Here is a 19,329-nt window from a genome sequence, read left to right on the forward strand (position 1 = left end):
TAACTTAACTGGCTCTTTTCATCTTCGAGTTTTTAAAATTTGTTTTTCAATATCATGTATTTTTTGTGCTTCTTCTTGCTCTAAATTGGGAAATATACTTGTTCTATATTTATAACTCAATTTATTTCTTGCCATAGATTTGTCTTCTAAAACATCAGTCCAATCTATTTTTTTTCGATTATAATAAAGATCATAGTCAACAGTTCTTGTACCATCTTCTAAATACTCTAATGCTAACAGTACTTTTTTGATATATTTAGGATCATGAATGGTAAATAATCTTAATCTATATACTTCTACACTCATAAGAAATCTAGGATAATCCTTTCCCCAAGATTCTCCTAAAATTACTCCTAGTTCTAGATTATCTATTACTCTAACAAGCCTATCATATTGAAGCCTATATTCTCCATATCTATCATAAATCTTTATTTCTAACTCATGCCAATCTTGGTTTCCAAGTCCTTCATTTACATACCTTAAGGCATGAGTTCTAAGACTTCTAAGTAATGAATAGTATTCTTCCTCTACATATAATGCTTTTTTATAGGTATTAAGTAAACTTATATTATTACTTAATATATCATTAGAAAGAGTTATTACATTTCCTTTATTATTATATTCACTTAATATATTCTCAAACTTGCCAATATGTCCTCTATGATCCTTTTGAATTTCTTCTAATATCTTTCCACAATCTCCTATTGCTCTCATAACAATGATTCTAGGCGCTAGTCTTGACTTACTTATAAGATTATTTTTTCCGTCATTAATTATATTACATAATAAGATATCTGGTTGAGTTTTCGCTAATAAAACATGACTTATATTCTCTTCTTTTACTACTTCTTTCATTTCATTTGTTAAACAAAGAATAGTATAATTTTCTGCAGAGTTTTCATAAGCAAACTGGAAATCACATTCTTTAAATTTTGAGTTTCTTTTTAAATAATCTAACAACTCTTTAATATTATTACTCTCTATAAGTAATATCTTAGGACCACCTCTTACTAACGAAAACATTTATATCTCCCCCTAAAATTAGAATCCTATCTTTCCTCTTCCTAGTCTATCTTCATCTGTTCCAAAAGGATATGATAAATTAAATATCCTTTCTGTATTTAAATCTATGATATTTATACTCATTATTCCATTTAAGTATATTTGATTGTATTCTTTTCTATTTTTTACACTTAAATTATGTCCTAATAAATTATATTTGGATGGTTCCTTTAGTACTTTTTCTGGGAAATGACTTACTGTAAATCCTAAATTATTAATACTTATTCTTTTACTATCTTCTATAATTTTGCTTCTTTTAGCTAATCTTTCAACTGCATTTTTATTATCATGATTACCTATACATAAATATATATCGTTTGCTTTAGACTCTTCTAAAATATCTAATAATATTTTCACCTTTTTTTCATATCTTCTTAAAGAAGCTGGATATAATTCTAACTTTATATTATCAACTAAATCTCCAGTATGAACTATATAATTAGGTTTTAAATCCTTTATAAGCTTTTTTAAAGCTGGAAAGAACGTTTCTGGTGTATCTGAAATATGCAGCAATATATTTTGTTTATTGTTTTTTAATTGTTCAGGAATATACACATATCCTATTAATCGATAAAAAAAACTTTTTATTCTTTCCTTATCCGTTATAATCCTCTCCTTAAGGTAAACTTTTGTCATAATAACTTTATTAAATAAATTATATCATATAACTTTTAGTAAATTGGGGCTTATTAATGTATCAAATTCATATCTAAATTAATACATTGTGTAACTACAAATCCTTTTATTAACATTTATTTAATGATAATACTATATTATATAATAGAGTATTACATTAGGAGGCCACCTATGTTTTCTATAAAAAATAAACTTGATACTAATTTGAAAAATGCCATAAAAAACAACATATATAAAAAATATAGAGTTATAGTACATTGCAAATCCCTTCAACATAAAGTAGAAAATAGACTGAAAGGATATAAGTGCGAAATTATATGTTCTATACCTTCCATAGGGTGTATTTGTTGTGTTCTTTCTTCTAGAATAATAGAAAAGCTTACAGAATATCCCGAAATAGATTATATAACTTTTGATAATTATGCCCTTTTATGTGGATATAGCGTAATGTCTGCTAATGGTATAGCTTTTGAAGGAAGATATAAATTAACAGGAAAAGGCATTTGTGTTGGACTTATAGATAGTGGAATATATCCGCATACAGATCTAAAAAAACCCAATAATAAAATCGCTAATTTTATAGACCTTATAAATCATTATCATTATCCTTATGATGATAATGGTCACGGAACCTTTATGAGTGGAATTATATGCTCTAGTGGTTCTAGCGCAAATGGAATGTATAAAGGTATAGCTGAAAAAAGTAATATTTATATGATAAAAGCATTTAATAGTGTAGGAAGAGGTTATGTATCCAATATACTATTTTCTATTGAAACATTAATAGAAGATAGTGAAAAATACAATATTAAAATAATTTGTCTTCCTTTTGAACTCATAGATTACAATGAATTTATACTTTCATTATTTTCTAAACTTTTTGACATAGCAATAGAAAAAAATTTAATTATAGTTGTTCCAAGCGGTCATAATACCAATATAGAAAATTCTATGCGTGGAATCGCCTTACTTAAAAATTGTATAACTGTTGGAGGTATTGATACAACCTCAAGTAAAAAAGCCTACTTTGCTTCTTCTTCTTCACCAAACACAAGAATTGAAAAACCTGATTTATGTGCGGCTTGTGTAGACATTTGCTCATTAAGTTCAAATTTGTCTTATATCTCAGAAAGAAATGGTCAAAAATTATATCCACATACTCTTGAAAAGCCTTATACATGCTATACAGGTACATCTTGTGCTTCAGCTTATATAAGTGGAATATGTGCCTTGCTACTTGAAAATAATCCCAACCTAGCATTCAAAGACATACTTTCATTACTAAAAATCTCCTGTAATCTACTTAATATGCCAAAAGGTATTCAAGGTTCTGGCATGATAGATTTAAATAGATTGATGCCTTAACATACTTAAAGCCTAACTACAGCTAATATCTGTTTTTAGGCTTACTTTTATTTAAGGTATGATATAATTTTTACCATATTGTCACTTTTTTGTTACCTCATATACTTAAAGAAACTATAAAATCTAATATAGATAATTCTTTTTTGTGAGGTGATTATATACTTATGAAAAACTTAGTAAATAAAAAAAATAACTTATCATTAGATATAAAAAATTTAGATTACAAAATTAAATTATCAAAGATTATTACTGTAATATTATTATTACTTATGGTATTTGTTTGCTATAAAGATTTCAAAATAATTCTATAAAAACACACACATGAATATTTTGGTATTCATGTGTGTTTAATAATCTTTTTATACTTTTTGAACTTTTACTTCAGTCAACTTAACTTTATTTTTAACTTTGCGCTTCTTAGCTATTGTATCAACAATAATTGCTATTGCTCCATCTCCTGTAATATTTGTTGCTGTACCAAAACTATCTTGTGCTGCATGTAGTGCAATCATTAATCCTTGTTGAGCTGGATTAAACATTAACATATCTTGAAGAAGTCCTAATGCTGCCATTACTCCGCCTCCTGGTATTCCAGGTGCTGCTACCATTGTTACTCCTAGCATAAGTATAAATGAAAACATACCTGCAAAAGTAGGATTTTGACCATTCATAAGCATAACTGCCATAGATGCTAGAACTAAAGTTATAGTATCACCAGCAAGATGAATAGTTGCACCTAAAGGAACTACAAAATCTGCAATATCATCAGAAACTCCGTTCTTTTTCACACTCTGAAGAGTTACAGGTATAGTTGCAGCTGAAGACTGTGTTCCTAATGCAGTAAAATATGCTGGAATCATATTTTTTATAGCTTTAAAAGGTTTTTTTCCACTTACAAACCACGCTAATCCATATTGCATTAGTATATAAGCAACTTGAAGTAATAGTACTATTGCATATACAGATGAAAATGCTTTTAAAGTCTTAAAAATCTCTCCTGCTATAGTTAATTTAATAAATATACCCATTATATATACAGGCACAAAAGGTATAATAACATTTTTAACTACTAATGTCACAATATTTTGGAAATCTTTCATTACATCAAATAGAGTTTTTCCCTTGATATATGACATTCCAAGTCCCAACATAAATGCCATAACAAGAGCTGTCATAACTCCCATTATAGGATCAATCTGAATTGTAAAATAAGGTTTCAAATCTAATTTAGATTTTTCAGCAAGTTCCCCTACTTTTATAATTTTAGGAAGTATAGATACCCCAAGGAAATACGCTAAAGTACCAGCTATTACAGTAGATACATATGCTATTCCAGCTGTTACTGCAAGCAGTTTTCCTGATTCCTTTCCTAAATCTGCTATACCTGGTGCAACAAATCCAATTATAATACAAGGTATAATAAATTTTAAAAAACTACCAAATATAGTTGAAAAAGTTATAAATATTTTTGCAACAAAATAAGTCCCAGTAGATTTTGATATTGCCCCTATAATAATACCAAAAACTATACCAATAATTAGTTTAGGCAAAAGCCCCATTTTCTTCATATATTAAGCCCCCCTTTTTATGCCGTGTCTTTGAATTGAATACATTTGTTCGTCATCAAAGTACACATATATAATATCACCTTTGCATTTTATTGTCAATAATTAAAAAAATTCTGTAAACATATACATAAAAATAGGGTTAAATAAGAAAATACCTTTCTTATTTAACCCTATCAACTTATTAGCTTTATTTTATATAACTCGATGCTTTCCAATAAAACATAAGGAAATCATACCAGCTCCAGTATGCGATCCGATTACTGGCCCTACATGATTTATTATTACTTTTTTAACTTTATACTTTTCAATAATTATATCTTTTAAATACAAGGCATCTTCAAAACAATCCCCATGACTTATTGCTATAACACTATTTTCATCTAAGACCATATTTTCTTCAAATCTATCAAATAAACTTTTTATTGCCTTTTTTCTACCACGTATATTATTTGTATTTTTAAGATTACCTTCTTTATCTACACATAACATAGGTTTCATTTGAAGTAGAGTACCTATATTAGCTTTAGCCGCAGAAAGTCTTCCCCCTTTTTTTAAATGCATAAGGTCTTCTACAACAAACCAAAGTTGTACATTTAATTTATTTTCTTCAACCCAACTCACAATTTCTTCTTTAGTTGCTCCATTTTTTAGCATTTCATAAGCATTATAAACAAGTAATCCTTCTCCTATACTTGCACTTTTTGTGTCTATAACAGTTATATCAGCTTGTTTAAATTCCTCTTCCACTAATTTTTTCGCTACAGTCGCACTATTGAAACAACCGCTTATTTTTGATGACATTGCTAGATAAATTATAGCTTTTCCTTCTTTAACATATTTCTTGAATAGTTCTTCAAATCTATATACATTTATCTGTGAAGTAGTTGGCATAGAACCTTCTCTAATTCTTTTATAAAAATATTCATATGTTAACGTCTTCCCAAAATCATCTACATGATCTTCCCCATCTAAATGACAAATAAGTCCTAAAGCGGGTATTTTATTTTCTTCAATAAATTGCAGTGGTAAATCACAACTTGAATCTATAATAATGACAGTATTCATTTATCAAGTCTCCTTTTACTTTATTTATAACTTGAATAATTCTTTAAAACTCATAATAATTACACATACAATTTATATTATATCATACCTTTTATTTATTTCTTAGGCTAACGATAAACTATTTGAAAAATTTTACAAATATATTTCTTTTTTTTAATTATTTTGTTACTACCTTTCCTCTTAGGAGTTCTCTTCTAAGCCATTCCATTGCTCTCAGCACTGCATTATTTCTTATTTTTTGTCTATTTCCAACCAAATTAAGTTCTTTAGTTTTTACTTCTCCTTTTATATAAAGTCCTATATATACAAGTCCTACTGGTTTTTCATCACTACCTCCTTCTGGTCCTGCAATACCAGTAGTAGAAATTCCAATATCTGTTCCTGATGTTTTTGCAATACCTGCAGCCATTTCTGCTGCTACTTGACTACTTACTGCCCCAAACTTATCTAAAGTCTCTTTTTTTACCTTAATTCTCTTTATTTTAGCTTCATTAGAATATGTAATTGCTCCTTCTTTAAAAACAGCTGAAATTCCTGGATAATTTATTATTTTACCGGCCAAAAGCCCCCCTGTACATGATTCTGCTGTTGATATAGTTAATTTATTGTCTACAAGTATTTTGCCAATAACCTCTTCTAACAAAGTTTCTCCTTCACCATACACTGCAATTCCAAGTCTCTTTCTTATTTCTTCTTCTATAGGTTTAATTAATTCTTTTGCTTCCACTTCTGTCTTACCTTTTGCTGTTATTCTAAGTATAACTTCTCCTTCTTTTGCATAAGGTGCTACAGTAGGATTCTTACCACTCTCTATTATATCTTCTATTATTTCTGCTGTAGCACTTTCACCTATTCCTATAACTCTTAAAACCTTTGAAGCCAACACTCCATCTTGATATTTCATCAAATGAGGAACTGCATAATCCTCAAACATAGGCTTCATTTCCTTTGGTGGTCCTGGAAGTACTATTAATGTTTTATTATTTTCTTCTATAATGCATCCTGGTGCCGTTCCATTGTTATTATGCAATATTATAGCATCTTTAGGAAAATATGCTTGTTTTTTATTGCTTTCCACCATAGTTCTATTTATTTTCTTAAAATATTCTTCAATCTTCTCTAATATGTCTTTATGCAAAACAGATTCTTTTTCAAAATAATCAAATGCAACTTCCTTTGTAAGGTCATCTTTTGTAGGTCCAAGCCCACCTGTAGTAATCACTAAATCTGCTCTTTTAAAAGCTGCTGAATAAGCTTCCATTAATCTTTTAGGATTATCTCCAACGACAGTTTGATGATACACATCTATTCCTAAATCAGCTAAACGTTTTGCTATATATTGAGCATTTGTATTCACTATATTTCCCAACAATAATTCTGTTCCTATTGCTAATATTTCTGCTCTCATAATTTAACCTTCTTTCCAAAATCTATTTATTCTATTATATCAAAAAAACAACAGATTAATTTACAAATCTATTGCTATAAATTATATATTATTTATGCTTTTATATATTATGCAATTGGAATTTTTTCATCCAGAATAATCAACTCATATCTATACAATTTGTTTTTTACAAATATATTATTTTGTGCTATGTCATTTGCTTCTTTTAAATCTCTTGCTTTAAATACAAATGAACCTCTATTTTTATTAAAATACCCTCCTCCTATTAGGTATTTTTCTTCATTTTCCTTTGTTACTTTTCTAATATATGCTCTTGTACATTTTCCACTACAATTATTTTTTTCTATAGAATAATTAACTCTTACAAAAAAATTACCACTATTTTTCATAAATATACCCCCATTTATAAAAATACCCAACGACATTCGTCGTTTTTATTATATCGAACACTTGTTCGCATGTCAACTTTTTTTAAAATTTGTCGCTTTATGCCTCTCTATTCAACACTTAAATATAACAATCTTTTCTATAAATAATATGCATATGTTTGTAATTTATTAACAAAATTAATCAAAACAATTCTCTAAAAGTAAAAAATGTTATATACTTAATATATCTTTAATATTTATGCTATTAACTTTATTGTTAAAATATGTTAATTATTTTGAAGTTTTAGATACTAAGAAATTTAGCTATACTAATATATATAGAGGTGTTTATACTATGAGACTTGTACCAATTGAATGTGTGAAAGATGGATGTTACTTAGGTAAAACTATATTTGATAATAATGGAAGAGTACTTCTTAGAGATGGAGTAAAACTTAATAACAATATAATAAAAAAAATAAAGAGCATTGGAATTTTTTCCATTTACATAAATGATGAATATAGTAACGTCGAAATTGAAGACATAATCAAGCCTGAAATACGACAAAAATCTATTAAAGTATTAAAAGAAAGTTTTTCTAGTCTTGAAAAATATAATTTTAATATTAATCCATCAAAATGTAAAAATGATATTCTCAAAGAACGTGAGAAATATTTTAATTCTATAAGTCAAATAGCCGAAGAAATTCTGGATGAGCTATTATCTAAGAAAAATGTAATGATCAATTTAGTAGATATTAAGAGTATGGATAATTATACATATCAACATTGTGTAAACGTATCTGTTCTTTCTCTTGTACTAGGAATTCAACTTCAATTAAAAAAATCAGAACTACTTGATTTATGTATAGGTGCACTTCTTCATGATATTGGAAAAGTTTTAACTCCTAAGGAAATAATTAATAAAGAAGGTCCTCTAACTGATGAAGAATTTGAAATAATAAAAGAACATACAACTAAAGGATATGAGTATTTAAAAGGAAGTTTAGATATATCTTCTACAGCTAGAGTAATAGTTCTCCAGCATCATGAAAAAGTAAATGGAACTGGTTATCCAGAAGGTAGAACTGAAGACCGTATAAGCAGATTTTCCAGAATAGTAGCTATAGCAGATGTGTATGATGCTTTAACTTCAGATAGACCATATAGACGAGCTCTAAGTCCAAATGAAGCAGTTGAATATATTTTAGGTAATGGACAAACTCAATTTGACTATGAAATGGTTAAAGCCTTTGCTGCAGTAATAATTCCTTATCCTGAAGGATCCTTAGTAAAGTTAAGTACCAATGATATTGGTTTAATTGAAAAAATTTATCCGTTCTTTCCTCTTCGTCCTAAAATTAAAATTGTAAAAAGTAAAAATGAATCAAAAGTAAATACATCTGTAGAACTAATGCACGAGTTAGATATAGTCATAGAAGGTGTTGCTTATGAGGTTTAGAGATCTAAACTAACATATATTATCATATTATATGTTAGTTTAGATTTTTTATTTTTTGAATATCTAAATATTAATACTCCTGTTTATAAATAATCTAATACATCCTAACTAATAATATATTTGCAAATGAAAAAATAAGGAGGTTATTGAATATGGAAAGTTCAATGTTTTGTTACCAATGCGAGCAAACCTTAGGAGCAAAAGGTTGTGTAAAATCTGGTGTATGCGGTAAAAACGCCAACGTAGCTAACTTACAAGATTTATTGGTATATGAGTTAAAAGGAGTAGGATTCTATGGACAAAAAGCTATTGATAAAGGACTTCCTATAGACCTTGAAACCCATAAATTCGTAGTAGATGCTATGTTTTCTACTCTTACAAATGTAAATTTTGACGAAGAACACTTTGTGCATTATATTAAACATGCTGATAAGATTAAAGAAGAATTAAAACAAAAAGTTGCAGATATCCCTGATAATATTCCAGAGGCCGCTATATATAGAGCTCCTGAAACTATGGAAGACATGCTAAAAGATTCAAAAAGAGCTGGAATTATGGTTGATGAAAATTTGGATATGGATATTCGATCTTTAAGAGAACTACTAATCTATGGATTTAAGGGTATGGCAGCATATGCACATCATGCTCTAATATTAGATAAATATGACGATGAAGTTCATAACTTTTTCTATAAGGGTCTTGCAGCTACTTTAGATAATACTTTAACAGTAGAAGATTTATTTAATTTAAATATGGAATTGGGAAAGGTTAATTTTAAATGTATGGAATTATTAGATGCAGCTAATACAGGTGCTTATGGTAATCCAGAACCTACAGAAGTTCTTGTAACTAAAAAGAAAGGACCTTTTATTATAGTATCTGGACACGATTTAAAAGATTTAAAATTATTACTAGAACAAACAGAGGGAAAAGGTATAAACATATACACACATTGTGAAATGATTCCAGCACATGGCTATCCTGAATTAAAAAAATATAAACATCTAGTTGGAAACTACGGTGGTGCATGGCAAAAGCAACAAGAAGAATTTGATGGAATTCCTGGTTGTATACTAATGACTACAAATTGTCTTCAAAAACCAAGAGATAGTTATAAAGATAGACTATTTACTACAAGTATAGTAGGTTGGCCTGATTCTCCTCACATAGAAGAAGTTAATGGTAAAAAAGATTTTACTCCAATTATAGAAAAAGCATTAGAATTAGGTGGCTTTACAGAAGATGAACCTGAGAAGAAAATATTAGTAGGTTTTGGTCATCATGCAACCTTAAGTCATGCTAATGAAATAATAGAAGCAGTGAAAAGCGGAAAAATTAGACACTTTTTCTTAATAGGTGGCTGTGATGGTGCTAGACCTGGTAGAAACTACTATACAGAATTTGCAGAAAAAACTCCACAAGATACTGTGATATTGACACTAGCCTGTGGTAAGTTCCGTTTTAATAAATTATACCTAGGAACAGTAGCTGGACTTCCAAGATTACTTGATGTAGGTCAATGTAGTGATTCCTATTCAGCTATCAGAATTGCTCTTGCCCTAGCAGATGCTTTTGATTGTGGTGTAAATGAACTTCCACTTTCACTAGTTCTTTCATGGTATGAACAAAAAGCTGTAGGTATCTTACTTACACTACTATCTTTAGGCATAAAAGATATTCGTCTTGGACCAACATTACCTGCATTTATTACTCCAAATATATTACAAGTATTAGTAGATAAGTTTGGATTGAAACCTATATCAACACCAGATGAAGATTTGCAAGCAATACTTGGTAAATAATTCGTTTGTAATTAAAAACTAAAAAACAGCCTATATTTCATAAAAAATATAGGCTGTTTTTTATATGATAGAATTTTCCCTGTTTAAAAACATTATAGTTTTTGGCACATCATATACTCTATCAAATATTTTATACTGTAATTTTTTTATTGTTAGTTTGTAAATCTATTTTTTTTGCATATGCCACATACAGAATTAATAGCAAAGTACAAATCTCACCTAGAATAATTGAAACCCATATTCCTATATTTCCTATTATATGAGGAAGAACTATTAAGAAAATTATCGTAAACACCATTCCTCTACTTGTAGATATAATATTTGCTATCTTTGACCTTTCTGTAGATTGATAGTAAGTTACATTAACTATATTTATTGAAGCAATAACAAATGACAAAACATAAATTATCATAGCATCATAAGTTAATTTTATAAGAGCTTCATTACCATTAAAAACACTGATTATTTTTTGTCCAAAAATTAATATTATCCCATATATAACTAATGAAGCTGCGAAATTTGTTTTAACTCCCATTTTGAATACTTTATTTACCTTTTCATAATCTCTCTTTCCATAGTTATAGCTTAACAATGGCTGTACGCCTTGGGAAACACCAATAAATAATGCTAAAAGCACAGTACTTATATAACCAATAATACTATAGCCTGCCATACCAATTTCCCCAAGTCTACTTATTACAACTTGGTTAAACGCAAATATAGTAACCGCTGGTGATAGCTGAACTATAAATTCTGGTGTTCCTGTCTTCAGAATTCTTATAAGCTCATGTTTTTTTAGCTTAGGCATATATAACTTAAGTGTTCCTTTTTTTCTAGCAAAATGAGTTAAAAGAATAATTACACTAGATAATTGTCCTAATCCTGATGCTATTGCTGCACCTGCTATTCCCCAATGGAAGATAAATATAAACATATAATCCAATGCTATATTAGTTACTGCACCAACTATTAAAGAAAACATAGCTAGATTTGGATTACCATCATTTCTAACAAATGTACTTAATGCTAAACTTCCCGAGAATCCAATACCAAAAAGCAAATAATATCTAAGGTAGTCTGCTGTCCCTTTTAACAATTCATCACTAGCACCAAGCATTCTAGCTAATTGCTGTGGGAAAAGCACACCAATTATTGATAATACTGCTGATATAACTACTATTAAAAATATACTCTGTAAGAATATATTATTTCCTTCTTCATACTTATTCTCTCCAAACTTTATGGACATTATCGATGCCCCTCCCATAGTTATCATCATGGTTACGGCTATCATCAATGTTGTAAGAGGTACAGCTACATTTACTGCAGCTAAAGCACTTGCCCCTACACCTCTACCTACAAATATTCCATCAACAACAATATAAAGTGCTGAAACCATCATACCTATTACAGAAGGCACAGCATATTTCATAAACTCTTTCCATAGTGACTTCATACTTCATCCCTCCTAAATGAAATTATAAAGTCTATACCATGTATAGAGTCAATAGTTTATATTAAAATCTGTAATTCATATAATACATCCTCATTTTTCCATTGTTCCAGTGTATTGAACAGTTGAACTTCTACTCCAATACACCTAGGATGAATATTGTTTTCTTCAATATATTTTCTTAACTTATCTACTGCCATTTCTCTTTCATTATTTAAATAAGATATACATATAAATTTCCCTTCTGATATTTCTTTAGTATCTACATACTTATTTTCAATATCTTCACCACAAATTGTTGAATAAATAATCTTATAACAAATTTCACCTTCATTTAAAAACAAGTCTAAATCAACAAAATATCCTGACTCGCCTTCAAACATTAGTTCATTATCTTCAACAACTTTATCCATTTTTCTTAGTTTTATTTCTATATCATTTTCGTTATCTTTTCTATTCAACTCAACATCTATGATAAATCTCTTTTCTATTTCTCTAAAATATATTTTATTGGTTTCTTTGATTTCTAGGGCATACTTGATTTTATCTTCTATATGCCCTATAGCTGTACTTATACTCTTTAATCTAATTATTTCTTTTTCTACTACTTTCCGTTGATTTTGTATGAAAGATAGCAATGTTATAACCTCTTTACTACGCAATATATCATTAAGCTCCTTAAGAGGAGCCCCTATGTGTTTTGAATATCTTATTAAATCTAAATACATAAATTAATCTATTGTATAATATCTATAATTATTCTCTGGATCAACATAAGCGGGTTTTAAAAGTCCCATCCTATCATAAAGTCTTAAAGCCTGAATAGATACATTATTAATCTTAGCTGTTTCTCCTATAGAAAAATATTCTTTCATAATTCCTCCACAATATAACTATATATAGATTGATTTTCTACCTAAAGTTTCTTATAATCTCTTTCCCAAAACGCCTTTATATTTTTTCTTATATAACTTACATTATTACTTCTTATAACAGGATACCATTCCCCAGGAAATAATTTACAATAACTTGAATAAGAAAATCTCTCATCTATTAATAAAACTACCCCTCTATCTTTTTCCGTACGAATGACTCTACCTACTGCTTGCATAACCTTATTCATACCTGGATACATATAAGCATATTCAAAGCCCTTACCTTTTTTATTCTTAAAATGATCACTTATAATATTTCTCTCTAAACATATTTGGGGAAGTCCTACCCCCACTATTATTGTTCCTATAAGTCTATCTCCTGTTAAATCAATTCCTTCTGAAAAAATTCCTCCCATAACTGCAAAACCTACTAATGTTTTCATATTGTCTTTTGAAAATCTCTTTAGGAATTGTTCTCTTTCTTCTTCAGTCATACCTATTTCCTGACATATTGTATTTACTTCTGAGTTTTTAACACAGAATCTAATATAAACTTCATTCATATATTCATAAGATGGGAAAAACACAATATAATTTCCTCTTTTTTCTTTTATAACAGTTTCTATATCATCTACTATCTTATCGTAAGTAAACTCTCGCATTCTATATTTTGTAGAAATCTTATCATCCATCATTAAGCACAAATTTTCTCTATCAAAAGGAGACTTTAATCTAATTCTATATGAATCCTTATCTCCACCCAAAATATCAATATAATAATCCATAGGCATTAAGGTAGCTGAAAACAAAATAGATGCTTTTCCTCTTTTCATAGCTTCTCTTAAAAGATACGAAGGATCTAAGCAAAACATTTTAAGTTTTACATCTTCGTAAGTTTTTTCTGCATAGGTTACATATCTTTCATCATAATCTTCATAAGTTCTTATAACGGATAAAGCTTTAAAATAGAACTCCATAAGCTCATCCTTAAAACTCACTTCATTTTTTTTATTATCCAAAATCCATTTTTCAGCACAAAATGTAAAATCCCTTAATAAATAAATTATTTCTTCTGGCGCTTCATTTTGTATATATTGCTTATTGTTTTCTTCACATTGTTTTTTAAATTTAATCATAGAAGAGTTGATTTTGTTAAGCTTTCTTGAAACATCTTTAGCTTGATCTTTAGTAACCTTTTTTAGATTTAAAATCTCTTTTTTGCTAAGCTCCGCAGAAAACATCTCTCTGCCTCTGTCTACTAAGTTATGTGCCTCATCAACTAAAAAAGCACAGTCTGTACTTCCTTCTGCAAAAAATCTTTTTAGATGTACTCTAGGGTCAAAGGCATAGTTATAGTCACATATAACACAGTCTGCATAATTAGCTAAATCTAGTGAAAATTCAAAAGGACAAACTTTATGCTTTGCAGCATATTCTTCAATTATTTCTCTAGAAAATTCATCTTCTTTAAAAATATCCTCTATTGCATCATTTATTCTATCAAAATGTCCTTTTGAAAATTCACAATTTTCAGGATCACAGCCTTCTTCAGGTTTAAAACATATTTTATCTTTAGCTGTAAGAGTAACACTTTTTAGTTTAAGTCCTATACTTCTCATATTATTTAAAGCTTTTTCTGCAGCAGTTCTTGTTATAGTTTTAGCCGTTAAATAAAATATTTTCGATGTATGTCCTTCTCTCACTGCTTTAATACTTGGAAAAAGTGTGGCAACCGTTTTTCCTATTCCCGTAGGTGCTTGTGCAAAAATAATTTTACCTTCTTCAATTGTTTTATAAACAGAAACAGCTAATTTTCTCTGTCCTTCTCTATACTCTTTAAATGGAAATTCTAATTTTTTTATAGATTTATCTCTAAGCTCAAAATTATCTCTTAATATTCTTGCCCACTGTAAATACTTTTCTACTACATCAAAAAAAAATTCATCTAACTCTTTAAATGTATAGTTTCTAAGAAACCTCTTTATTCCCTTTGTATCCATCTGATAATAAGTAAGCTGAATATCTATATTATCTAGTTCTTTTTCCTTAGAATATATATAAGCATAACATTTAGCCTGTGCCCAATGTAATTCACTATAATCTTCTTCAACAAATTCTAAAGGAGTAGTTGTCGTTTTTATTTCATCTATTACAACATTATCTTCATATTCAATTATTCCATCTGCACGCCCACTAATTTGTAAGGTTATATCACTCTTTTTCACAGTATATGAAAGTGTAACCTCTGGATTATATTCTTCTGGTGCAGATTTTTGTATTTTTTGATGTGCTTTTATTGCATCTGTATTTCTTGAACTTCCCACAAATGTAGAAACTAAATCTCCAGAACGCAAAACAAATTCCACTAAACTTCTAACTGAAATTTTTATAATATTTTTCCCCATAATAATAACCTTTCCAATACAATTTTATTTTCACATTAATTATATCTTATTCATATTTTATAACAAATCTAATTATAAATTATATATAACACTATTTAAGGAGGTTACCTATAAAAGTAAAACAAACTATTTATTAATTAAGAAAGGATGTTTTGATGTATTACGGTAAAGAACCTCTTATGTCAAATTATGAAATACGTGCTAATGCCCGAATGCACTTAAAAGGGAATTGGGTGCATGCCATTCTAGCATATCTTATATTTGCAATTATTACCTCTCTACCTTCAACTATACCTGAAGTAGGATGGATAATCTCAATTTTAATCGCAGGCCCAATGTACTTAGGTATTGTAAAATTTTCTATAAATCTAAGAAGACACAATAATACAGATATAGAAGTCATATTTGATGGATTCAAGAACTTTACTACAGCAATGATTTTGCAAATACTTATTACTTTATTTGTTGTTTTATGGAGTTTATTATTAATAGTTCCCGGAATAATTGCTTCCTTAAATTACTCTCTAGCTTTTTATATCCTAAATGATAATCCTGAATTGACAGCAATGGAAGCATTGTCTCAAAGTAAGGCAATGATGTATGGATACAGATGGAAGTTATTCTGCCTCTATCTAAGCTTCATAGGATGGGCAATTTTATGTGTATTAACTTTTGGAATAGGCTCATTATGGCTAAATCCTTATATTGGCCTATCTGTAGCTAATTTTTATGATAATCTAAAAAATAGTGATGGTACTATTTATTAATAACTTACTACTCTAAAAAAGATTGTTTGAAAAAGTATAGCAGCATACAAAATTATGCTGCTATATTTTTTTGTTAAAATATTTATATATTTATCGAACTTTTATATACTTTAAAACATCTAACATATAGAAATAAAATAGGCGGTGCATTTATGAATATATTTAATTTTAAGCTAAATAAAAAACAAAAGAACTTTGAAAAGCTACTTATACCACAATTAAATAAATTATATAAGATTTCATTCAGTTACTTAAAAGATAAAGATAAAGCCTCAGATGCACTACAAGACACAGCTTTAATCGCCTATAGGAAGCTAGATACTTTAAAAGATAAATCAAAATTTAATTCATGGATAACATCTATTTTAATTAATAGATGCAAAGAACTATTAAGACGAGAAAGTAAACTTATATTTGAAGAATTGTGTGAAGAAAAGAAAAACATATTAACAAATTCTAAAGATATATATTCAAAAATTGATACAAGCATTGATATTTTAAATTCTCTTGAAGAACTTGATGAAAAATATAGAGATGTAATAACCCTTAAATATTTTGGTGATTATAGCATAAAAGAAATTGCTACAATATTGAAAATTCCAGAAGGAACTGTTAAATCAAGAATTAATTTTGGAATAAAAAAACTTAACAATATTATGAGTGATGGGGAGGTGGCTTATAATGAATTGTAATTTAGTATGTGATAAGCTACATGAATATATATATAATGAATTAAATTCTACAACAAAAGAGAAGATTAAATCTCATCTTGAAAATTGTCCTAAATGTAATAATGAATATATTCAGCTTAAAAAGCTTCTAATTGATGATATGCAGAGTATAAATAATTTAAAAACCTCAATAGATGTACCTAATGACTTACCTAGTAATATTCACAAAACTTTAAACTCTAGGACTAAATTCAAATTTATTCGCTATGCTACCGCTGCTTGTCTAGCTTTTTTAATAATATTTAAAACTCCTGTTATGGGCTATATAATTAATTCCGTATCTATAAGTAAATACTTAGACCTTGATACAAATATCATTAAAGAATTTGAAGAAGGCAAAGGACAGGTTATAGGAAAATCTTCAACTATGAAAGATATTACCTTTACTATTGACGGATTAATCAGTAATGAAAACGATACTGTCATACTATTTACAATAAAAGTTCCTAAATCTGAAAATATAAATTACGCTATGCCCCCTTCTCATAATGGTGTTTTCACTGTGGAGGATCAATTAGGATATGAATATAGATTTGACGGAGGAGGATTAACATTAAAAAGTGTAAATGAAGATGGAGAAATTAAAGGTATTTATCATACTGTACCTTTAAAACCATGGGTATACAAATTGAAAGTACGTATTACTTGTATGAAGCTAGGATACTTTGATGAAAATATGCACATAAAAGAATTTAAAAATGAATACGGAAAGTGGGAAGTAAATTTCTATATAAACCAGAGAAAGAGGTGATAATATTGAAATCAAGTATAATTTTAATAGCCTTTATAACATTATGTATTCTGATATATAAAAATAAAAGCAACAGAAAGAAAAAATTTATAATCGTATATTCTACTATCTCAGTAATTTTTCTACTTACAATATTCTCTAATGTATTCTCTGATATATTTAGTAGAAATAAGTTACCTATAAAACTAAAAGTCTCTAACGATTATATTATAAATATTAATAAAACCAAAACCTTAAATAATACCAATATAAAATTACAAAAAGTTTTTATGGACTTAAATTACTTAGCCTTTAATTATTCTGTATGGGGTAAATCTAAAGTAGTTGGAATAGAGTTGAAAGAAAACCTGGAAGACATAAAAGCACTAAAAAGTCTTTCTGGTCAATGGGTTGGTAGAAATTTAATTCATGACTATTCGGGAGTTGGTTGTAGTTATGAAAGTAATAAGTTTTTGGATAAATTGTATTTAATCTTTTATCTCTCAGACGGAAATAACATTCAGTTTAAAATCATTGATAATAAGAATATTAAATCTTTAACTAAACAAGTAAACATTGATAAAACTATACAATATGATAATTATTATTTTAAAATTAAGAGCTTCACTAAAGCTCTCAATTACAGCTTACTGAAATTTACTTCTAATATTGATCCTAAAATTTTCAAACTAACTCTTATTTCAGATGATAGAAACCTTGAACTTAAATTAAGCAATTGGGTTTCTAGCAGTACAATCTCTGAGGGAAATTATTGGTGTGATCCTATAAAAGGTGATAATATAAAACTTAAAATTACAAATCTAAAAACAAATACAGAAAAAATTATAGAAATTAAATAAATATTAAACCCAAACTATATAACATAAAGTTACTAGTTTGGGTTTTTTATATTTCTTCAATCATTTTTCACCTTATAAATATAAACTAATCTCCTATCCTTATCATCGAGTTTATCAAGATATTTATACAGAGAAACATACAAGCTATTTTCACTATGCTGAGCCATAAAAATATCATATTTGTTTATTTTCCAATTAAATCCTTTATCGTGTATAACTTGAGAATGATATGGTATATCGTCTTTGCTTGAATCTCCATACTGAATTACATCTCCCTCTTTTAGTAAAGAGTATAATCGTTGAAAATTATCTAATGCCTGTTGAACTGTTATTTTAGCAATTGCAAAAGCTCTATTTGTTCCTATACCATTTTCATTACTCCAATGTTTTTTAAAATAACGTGCTGACCTCCATGTTATAGCAATTTCAGTTATTTCATTTTCATCCCTAGTATTGCAGAACCAAGATTGAAATTCTCCCCATTCTATGCCTTCATCCTCCATACCTCCAGCTTTTAAAACCTGTGACACAAAATTAGTACTGTCATCATTTTCAAAGTAAGGATATTCCTTTGTGTTTGGAGTTAATGCATATTCTTCAGCATAGTTTTTTGCAGCCTCTCTGTCGTAGTTTAAATTAGAATCACTCATTAAATCTCTTTTAATACAATTTTCTAACATAGCCGCCCTTTAAAATAATTGATTCTATTATATAATATAGGCTTTTAATTTGTTTTATGCTAAAAACAAACTTTTTAAATACAAAAAGTTTA

At 28.2% G+C, this 19,329-nt stretch carries 18 protein-coding genes; 7 read left to right on the top strand and 11 right to left on the bottom strand.

Annotated features, from left to right (window positions below):
• Window positions 1–18 precede the first annotated feature (18 nt).
• Entirely contained in the window at window positions 19–1,023 is a 1,005-nt protein-coding gene (locus tag OXH55_RS15765; RefSeq protein WP_268051002.1) for a hypothetical protein, read from the bottom strand.
• A gap of 18 nt (window positions 1,024–1,041) precedes the next feature.
• The gene (locus tag OXH55_RS15770; RefSeq protein WP_268051004.1) at window positions 1,042–1,698 is read right to left on the bottom strand and encodes a metallophosphoesterase family protein; all 657 of its coding nucleotides are present in this window, start codon (window positions 1,696–1,698) and stop codon (window positions 1,042–1,044) included.
• Between the two features lie 171 nt (window positions 1,699–1,869).
• On the opposite strand from OXH55_RS15770, the gene OXH55_RS15775 reads away from it, so the two are divergent.
• Entirely contained in the window at window positions 1,870–3,063 is a 1,194-nt protein-coding gene (locus OXH55_RS15775) for a S8 family serine peptidase (protein ID WP_268051005.1), read from the top strand.
• A 359-nt stretch (window positions 3,064–3,422) separates the two neighbouring features.
• Here OXH55_RS15775 and OXH55_RS15780 read toward each other — a convergent pair whose 3' ends face one another.
• The 4 genes from OXH55_RS15780 to OXH55_RS15795 form a co-directional block, all read right to left on the bottom strand.
• Window positions 3,423–4,631, bottom strand: coding sequence for a dicarboxylate/amino acid:cation symporter (locus tag OXH55_RS15780; RefSeq protein WP_268051007.1), 1,209 nt, complete (start codon window positions 4,629–4,631; stop codon window positions 3,423–3,425).
• A gap of 192 nt (window positions 4,632–4,823) precedes the next feature.
• Entirely contained in the window at window positions 4,824–5,696 is an 873-nt protein-coding gene (locus OXH55_RS15785) for a DegV family protein (RefSeq protein ID WP_268051008.1), read from the bottom strand.
• A gap of 157 nt (window positions 5,697–5,853) precedes the next feature.
• Window positions 5,854–7,104: a competence/damage-inducible protein A gene (locus tag OXH55_RS15790; protein WP_268051009.1), complete on the bottom strand. Its 1,251-nt coding sequence runs from the start codon at window positions 7,102–7,104 to the stop codon at window positions 5,854–5,856.
• A gap of 107 nt (window positions 7,105–7,211) precedes the next feature.
• Entirely contained in the window at window positions 7,212–7,493 is a 282-nt protein-coding gene (locus OXH55_RS15795; RefSeq protein ID WP_268051011.1) for a hypothetical protein, read from the bottom strand.
• A gap of 334 nt (window positions 7,494–7,827) precedes the next feature.
• Here OXH55_RS15795 and OXH55_RS15800 point away from each other — a divergent pair, with 334 nt between their 5' ends.
• Together OXH55_RS15800 and hcp are read left to right on the top strand one after the other, a co-directional pair.
• On the top strand, window positions 7,828–8,934 hold the full coding sequence (locus OXH55_RS15800) for an HD-GYP domain-containing protein (RefSeq protein ID WP_268051231.1): 1,107 nt from the start codon (window positions 7,828–7,830) through the stop codon (window positions 8,932–8,934).
• A gap of 152 nt (window positions 8,935–9,086) precedes the next feature.
• Window positions 9,087–10,736 (top strand): hydroxylamine reductase, encoded by a 1,650-nt coding sequence (gene hcp / locus OXH55_RS15805; protein ID WP_268051013.1) that lies wholly within the window; start codon window positions 9,087–9,089, stop codon window positions 10,734–10,736.
• 130 nt (window positions 10,737–10,866) lie between these two features.
• Here hcp and OXH55_RS15810 read toward each other — a convergent pair whose 3' ends face one another.
• From OXH55_RS15810 to OXH55_RS15820, 4 genes are read right to left on the bottom strand one after another with little or no spacing between them, the layout of a single operon-like run.
• Window positions 10,867–12,192, bottom strand: coding sequence for an MATE family efflux transporter (locus OXH55_RS15810; protein WP_268051014.1), 1,326 nt, complete (start codon window positions 12,190–12,192; stop codon window positions 10,867–10,869).
• 56 nt (window positions 12,193–12,248) lie between these two features.
• On the bottom strand, window positions 12,249–12,917 hold the full coding sequence (locus tag OXH55_RS20050; RefSeq protein WP_272509082.1) for a MerR family transcriptional regulator: 669 nt from the start codon (window positions 12,915–12,917) through the stop codon (window positions 12,249–12,251).
• Between the two features lie 3 nt (window positions 12,918–12,920).
• A complete protein-coding gene (locus OXH55_RS15815; RefSeq protein WP_272509083.1) occupies window positions 12,921–13,064 on the bottom strand; it encodes a MerR family DNA-binding transcriptional regulator in 144 nt (47 codons plus the stop codon).
• Between the two features lie 41 nt (window positions 13,065–13,105).
• Complete coding sequence (locus OXH55_RS15820; protein ID WP_268051016.1) at window positions 13,106–15,469, bottom strand: ATP-dependent DNA helicase; 2,364 nt, start codon at window positions 15,467–15,469, stop codon at window positions 13,106–13,108.
• A 155-nt stretch (window positions 15,470–15,624) separates the two neighbouring features.
• On the opposite strand from OXH55_RS15820, the gene OXH55_RS15825 reads away from it, so the two are divergent.
• The 4 genes from OXH55_RS15825 to OXH55_RS15840 all read left to right on the top strand — a co-directional run bounded on the left by OXH55_RS15825 (window position 15,625) and on the right by OXH55_RS15840 (window position 18,557).
• Window positions 15,625–16,236, top strand: coding sequence for a DUF975 family protein (locus OXH55_RS15825; protein WP_268051017.1), 612 nt, complete (start codon window positions 15,625–15,627; stop codon window positions 16,234–16,236).
• A gap of 152 nt (window positions 16,237–16,388) precedes the next feature.
• Complete coding sequence (locus OXH55_RS15830) at window positions 16,389–16,928, top strand: RNA polymerase sigma factor (protein ID WP_268051018.1); 540 nt, start codon at window positions 16,389–16,391, stop codon at window positions 16,926–16,928.
• Window positions 16,918–17,718 carry a DUF4179 domain-containing protein gene (locus tag OXH55_RS15835; protein ID WP_268051019.1) on the top strand — a complete coding sequence of 267 codons (801 nt, stop codon included), beginning with the start codon at window positions 16,918–16,920 and terminating at the stop codon, window positions 17,716–17,718. Before OXH55_RS15830 ends, OXH55_RS15835 begins: the two co-directional genes overlap by 11 nt.
• A gap of 5 nt (window positions 17,719–17,723) precedes the next feature.
• Window positions 17,724–18,557 carry a hypothetical protein gene (locus tag OXH55_RS15840; protein ID WP_268051020.1) on the top strand — a complete coding sequence of 278 codons (834 nt, stop codon included), beginning with the start codon at window positions 17,724–17,726 and terminating at the stop codon, window positions 18,555–18,557.
• 56 nt (window positions 18,558–18,613) lie between these two features.
• On the opposite strand, the gene OXH55_RS15845 is transcribed toward OXH55_RS15840, so the two are convergent.
• Window positions 18,614–19,237 (bottom strand): amidase domain-containing protein, encoded by a 624-nt coding sequence (locus OXH55_RS15845; RefSeq protein WP_268051021.1) that lies wholly within the window; start codon window positions 19,235–19,237, stop codon window positions 18,614–18,616.
• Window positions 19,238–19,329: the final 92 nt, after the last annotated feature.

The organism is Clostridium ganghwense (assembly GCF_026735165.1).
Lineage (GTDB): Bacteria > Bacillota > Clostridia > Clostridiales > Clostridiaceae > Clostridium_H > Clostridium_H ganghwense.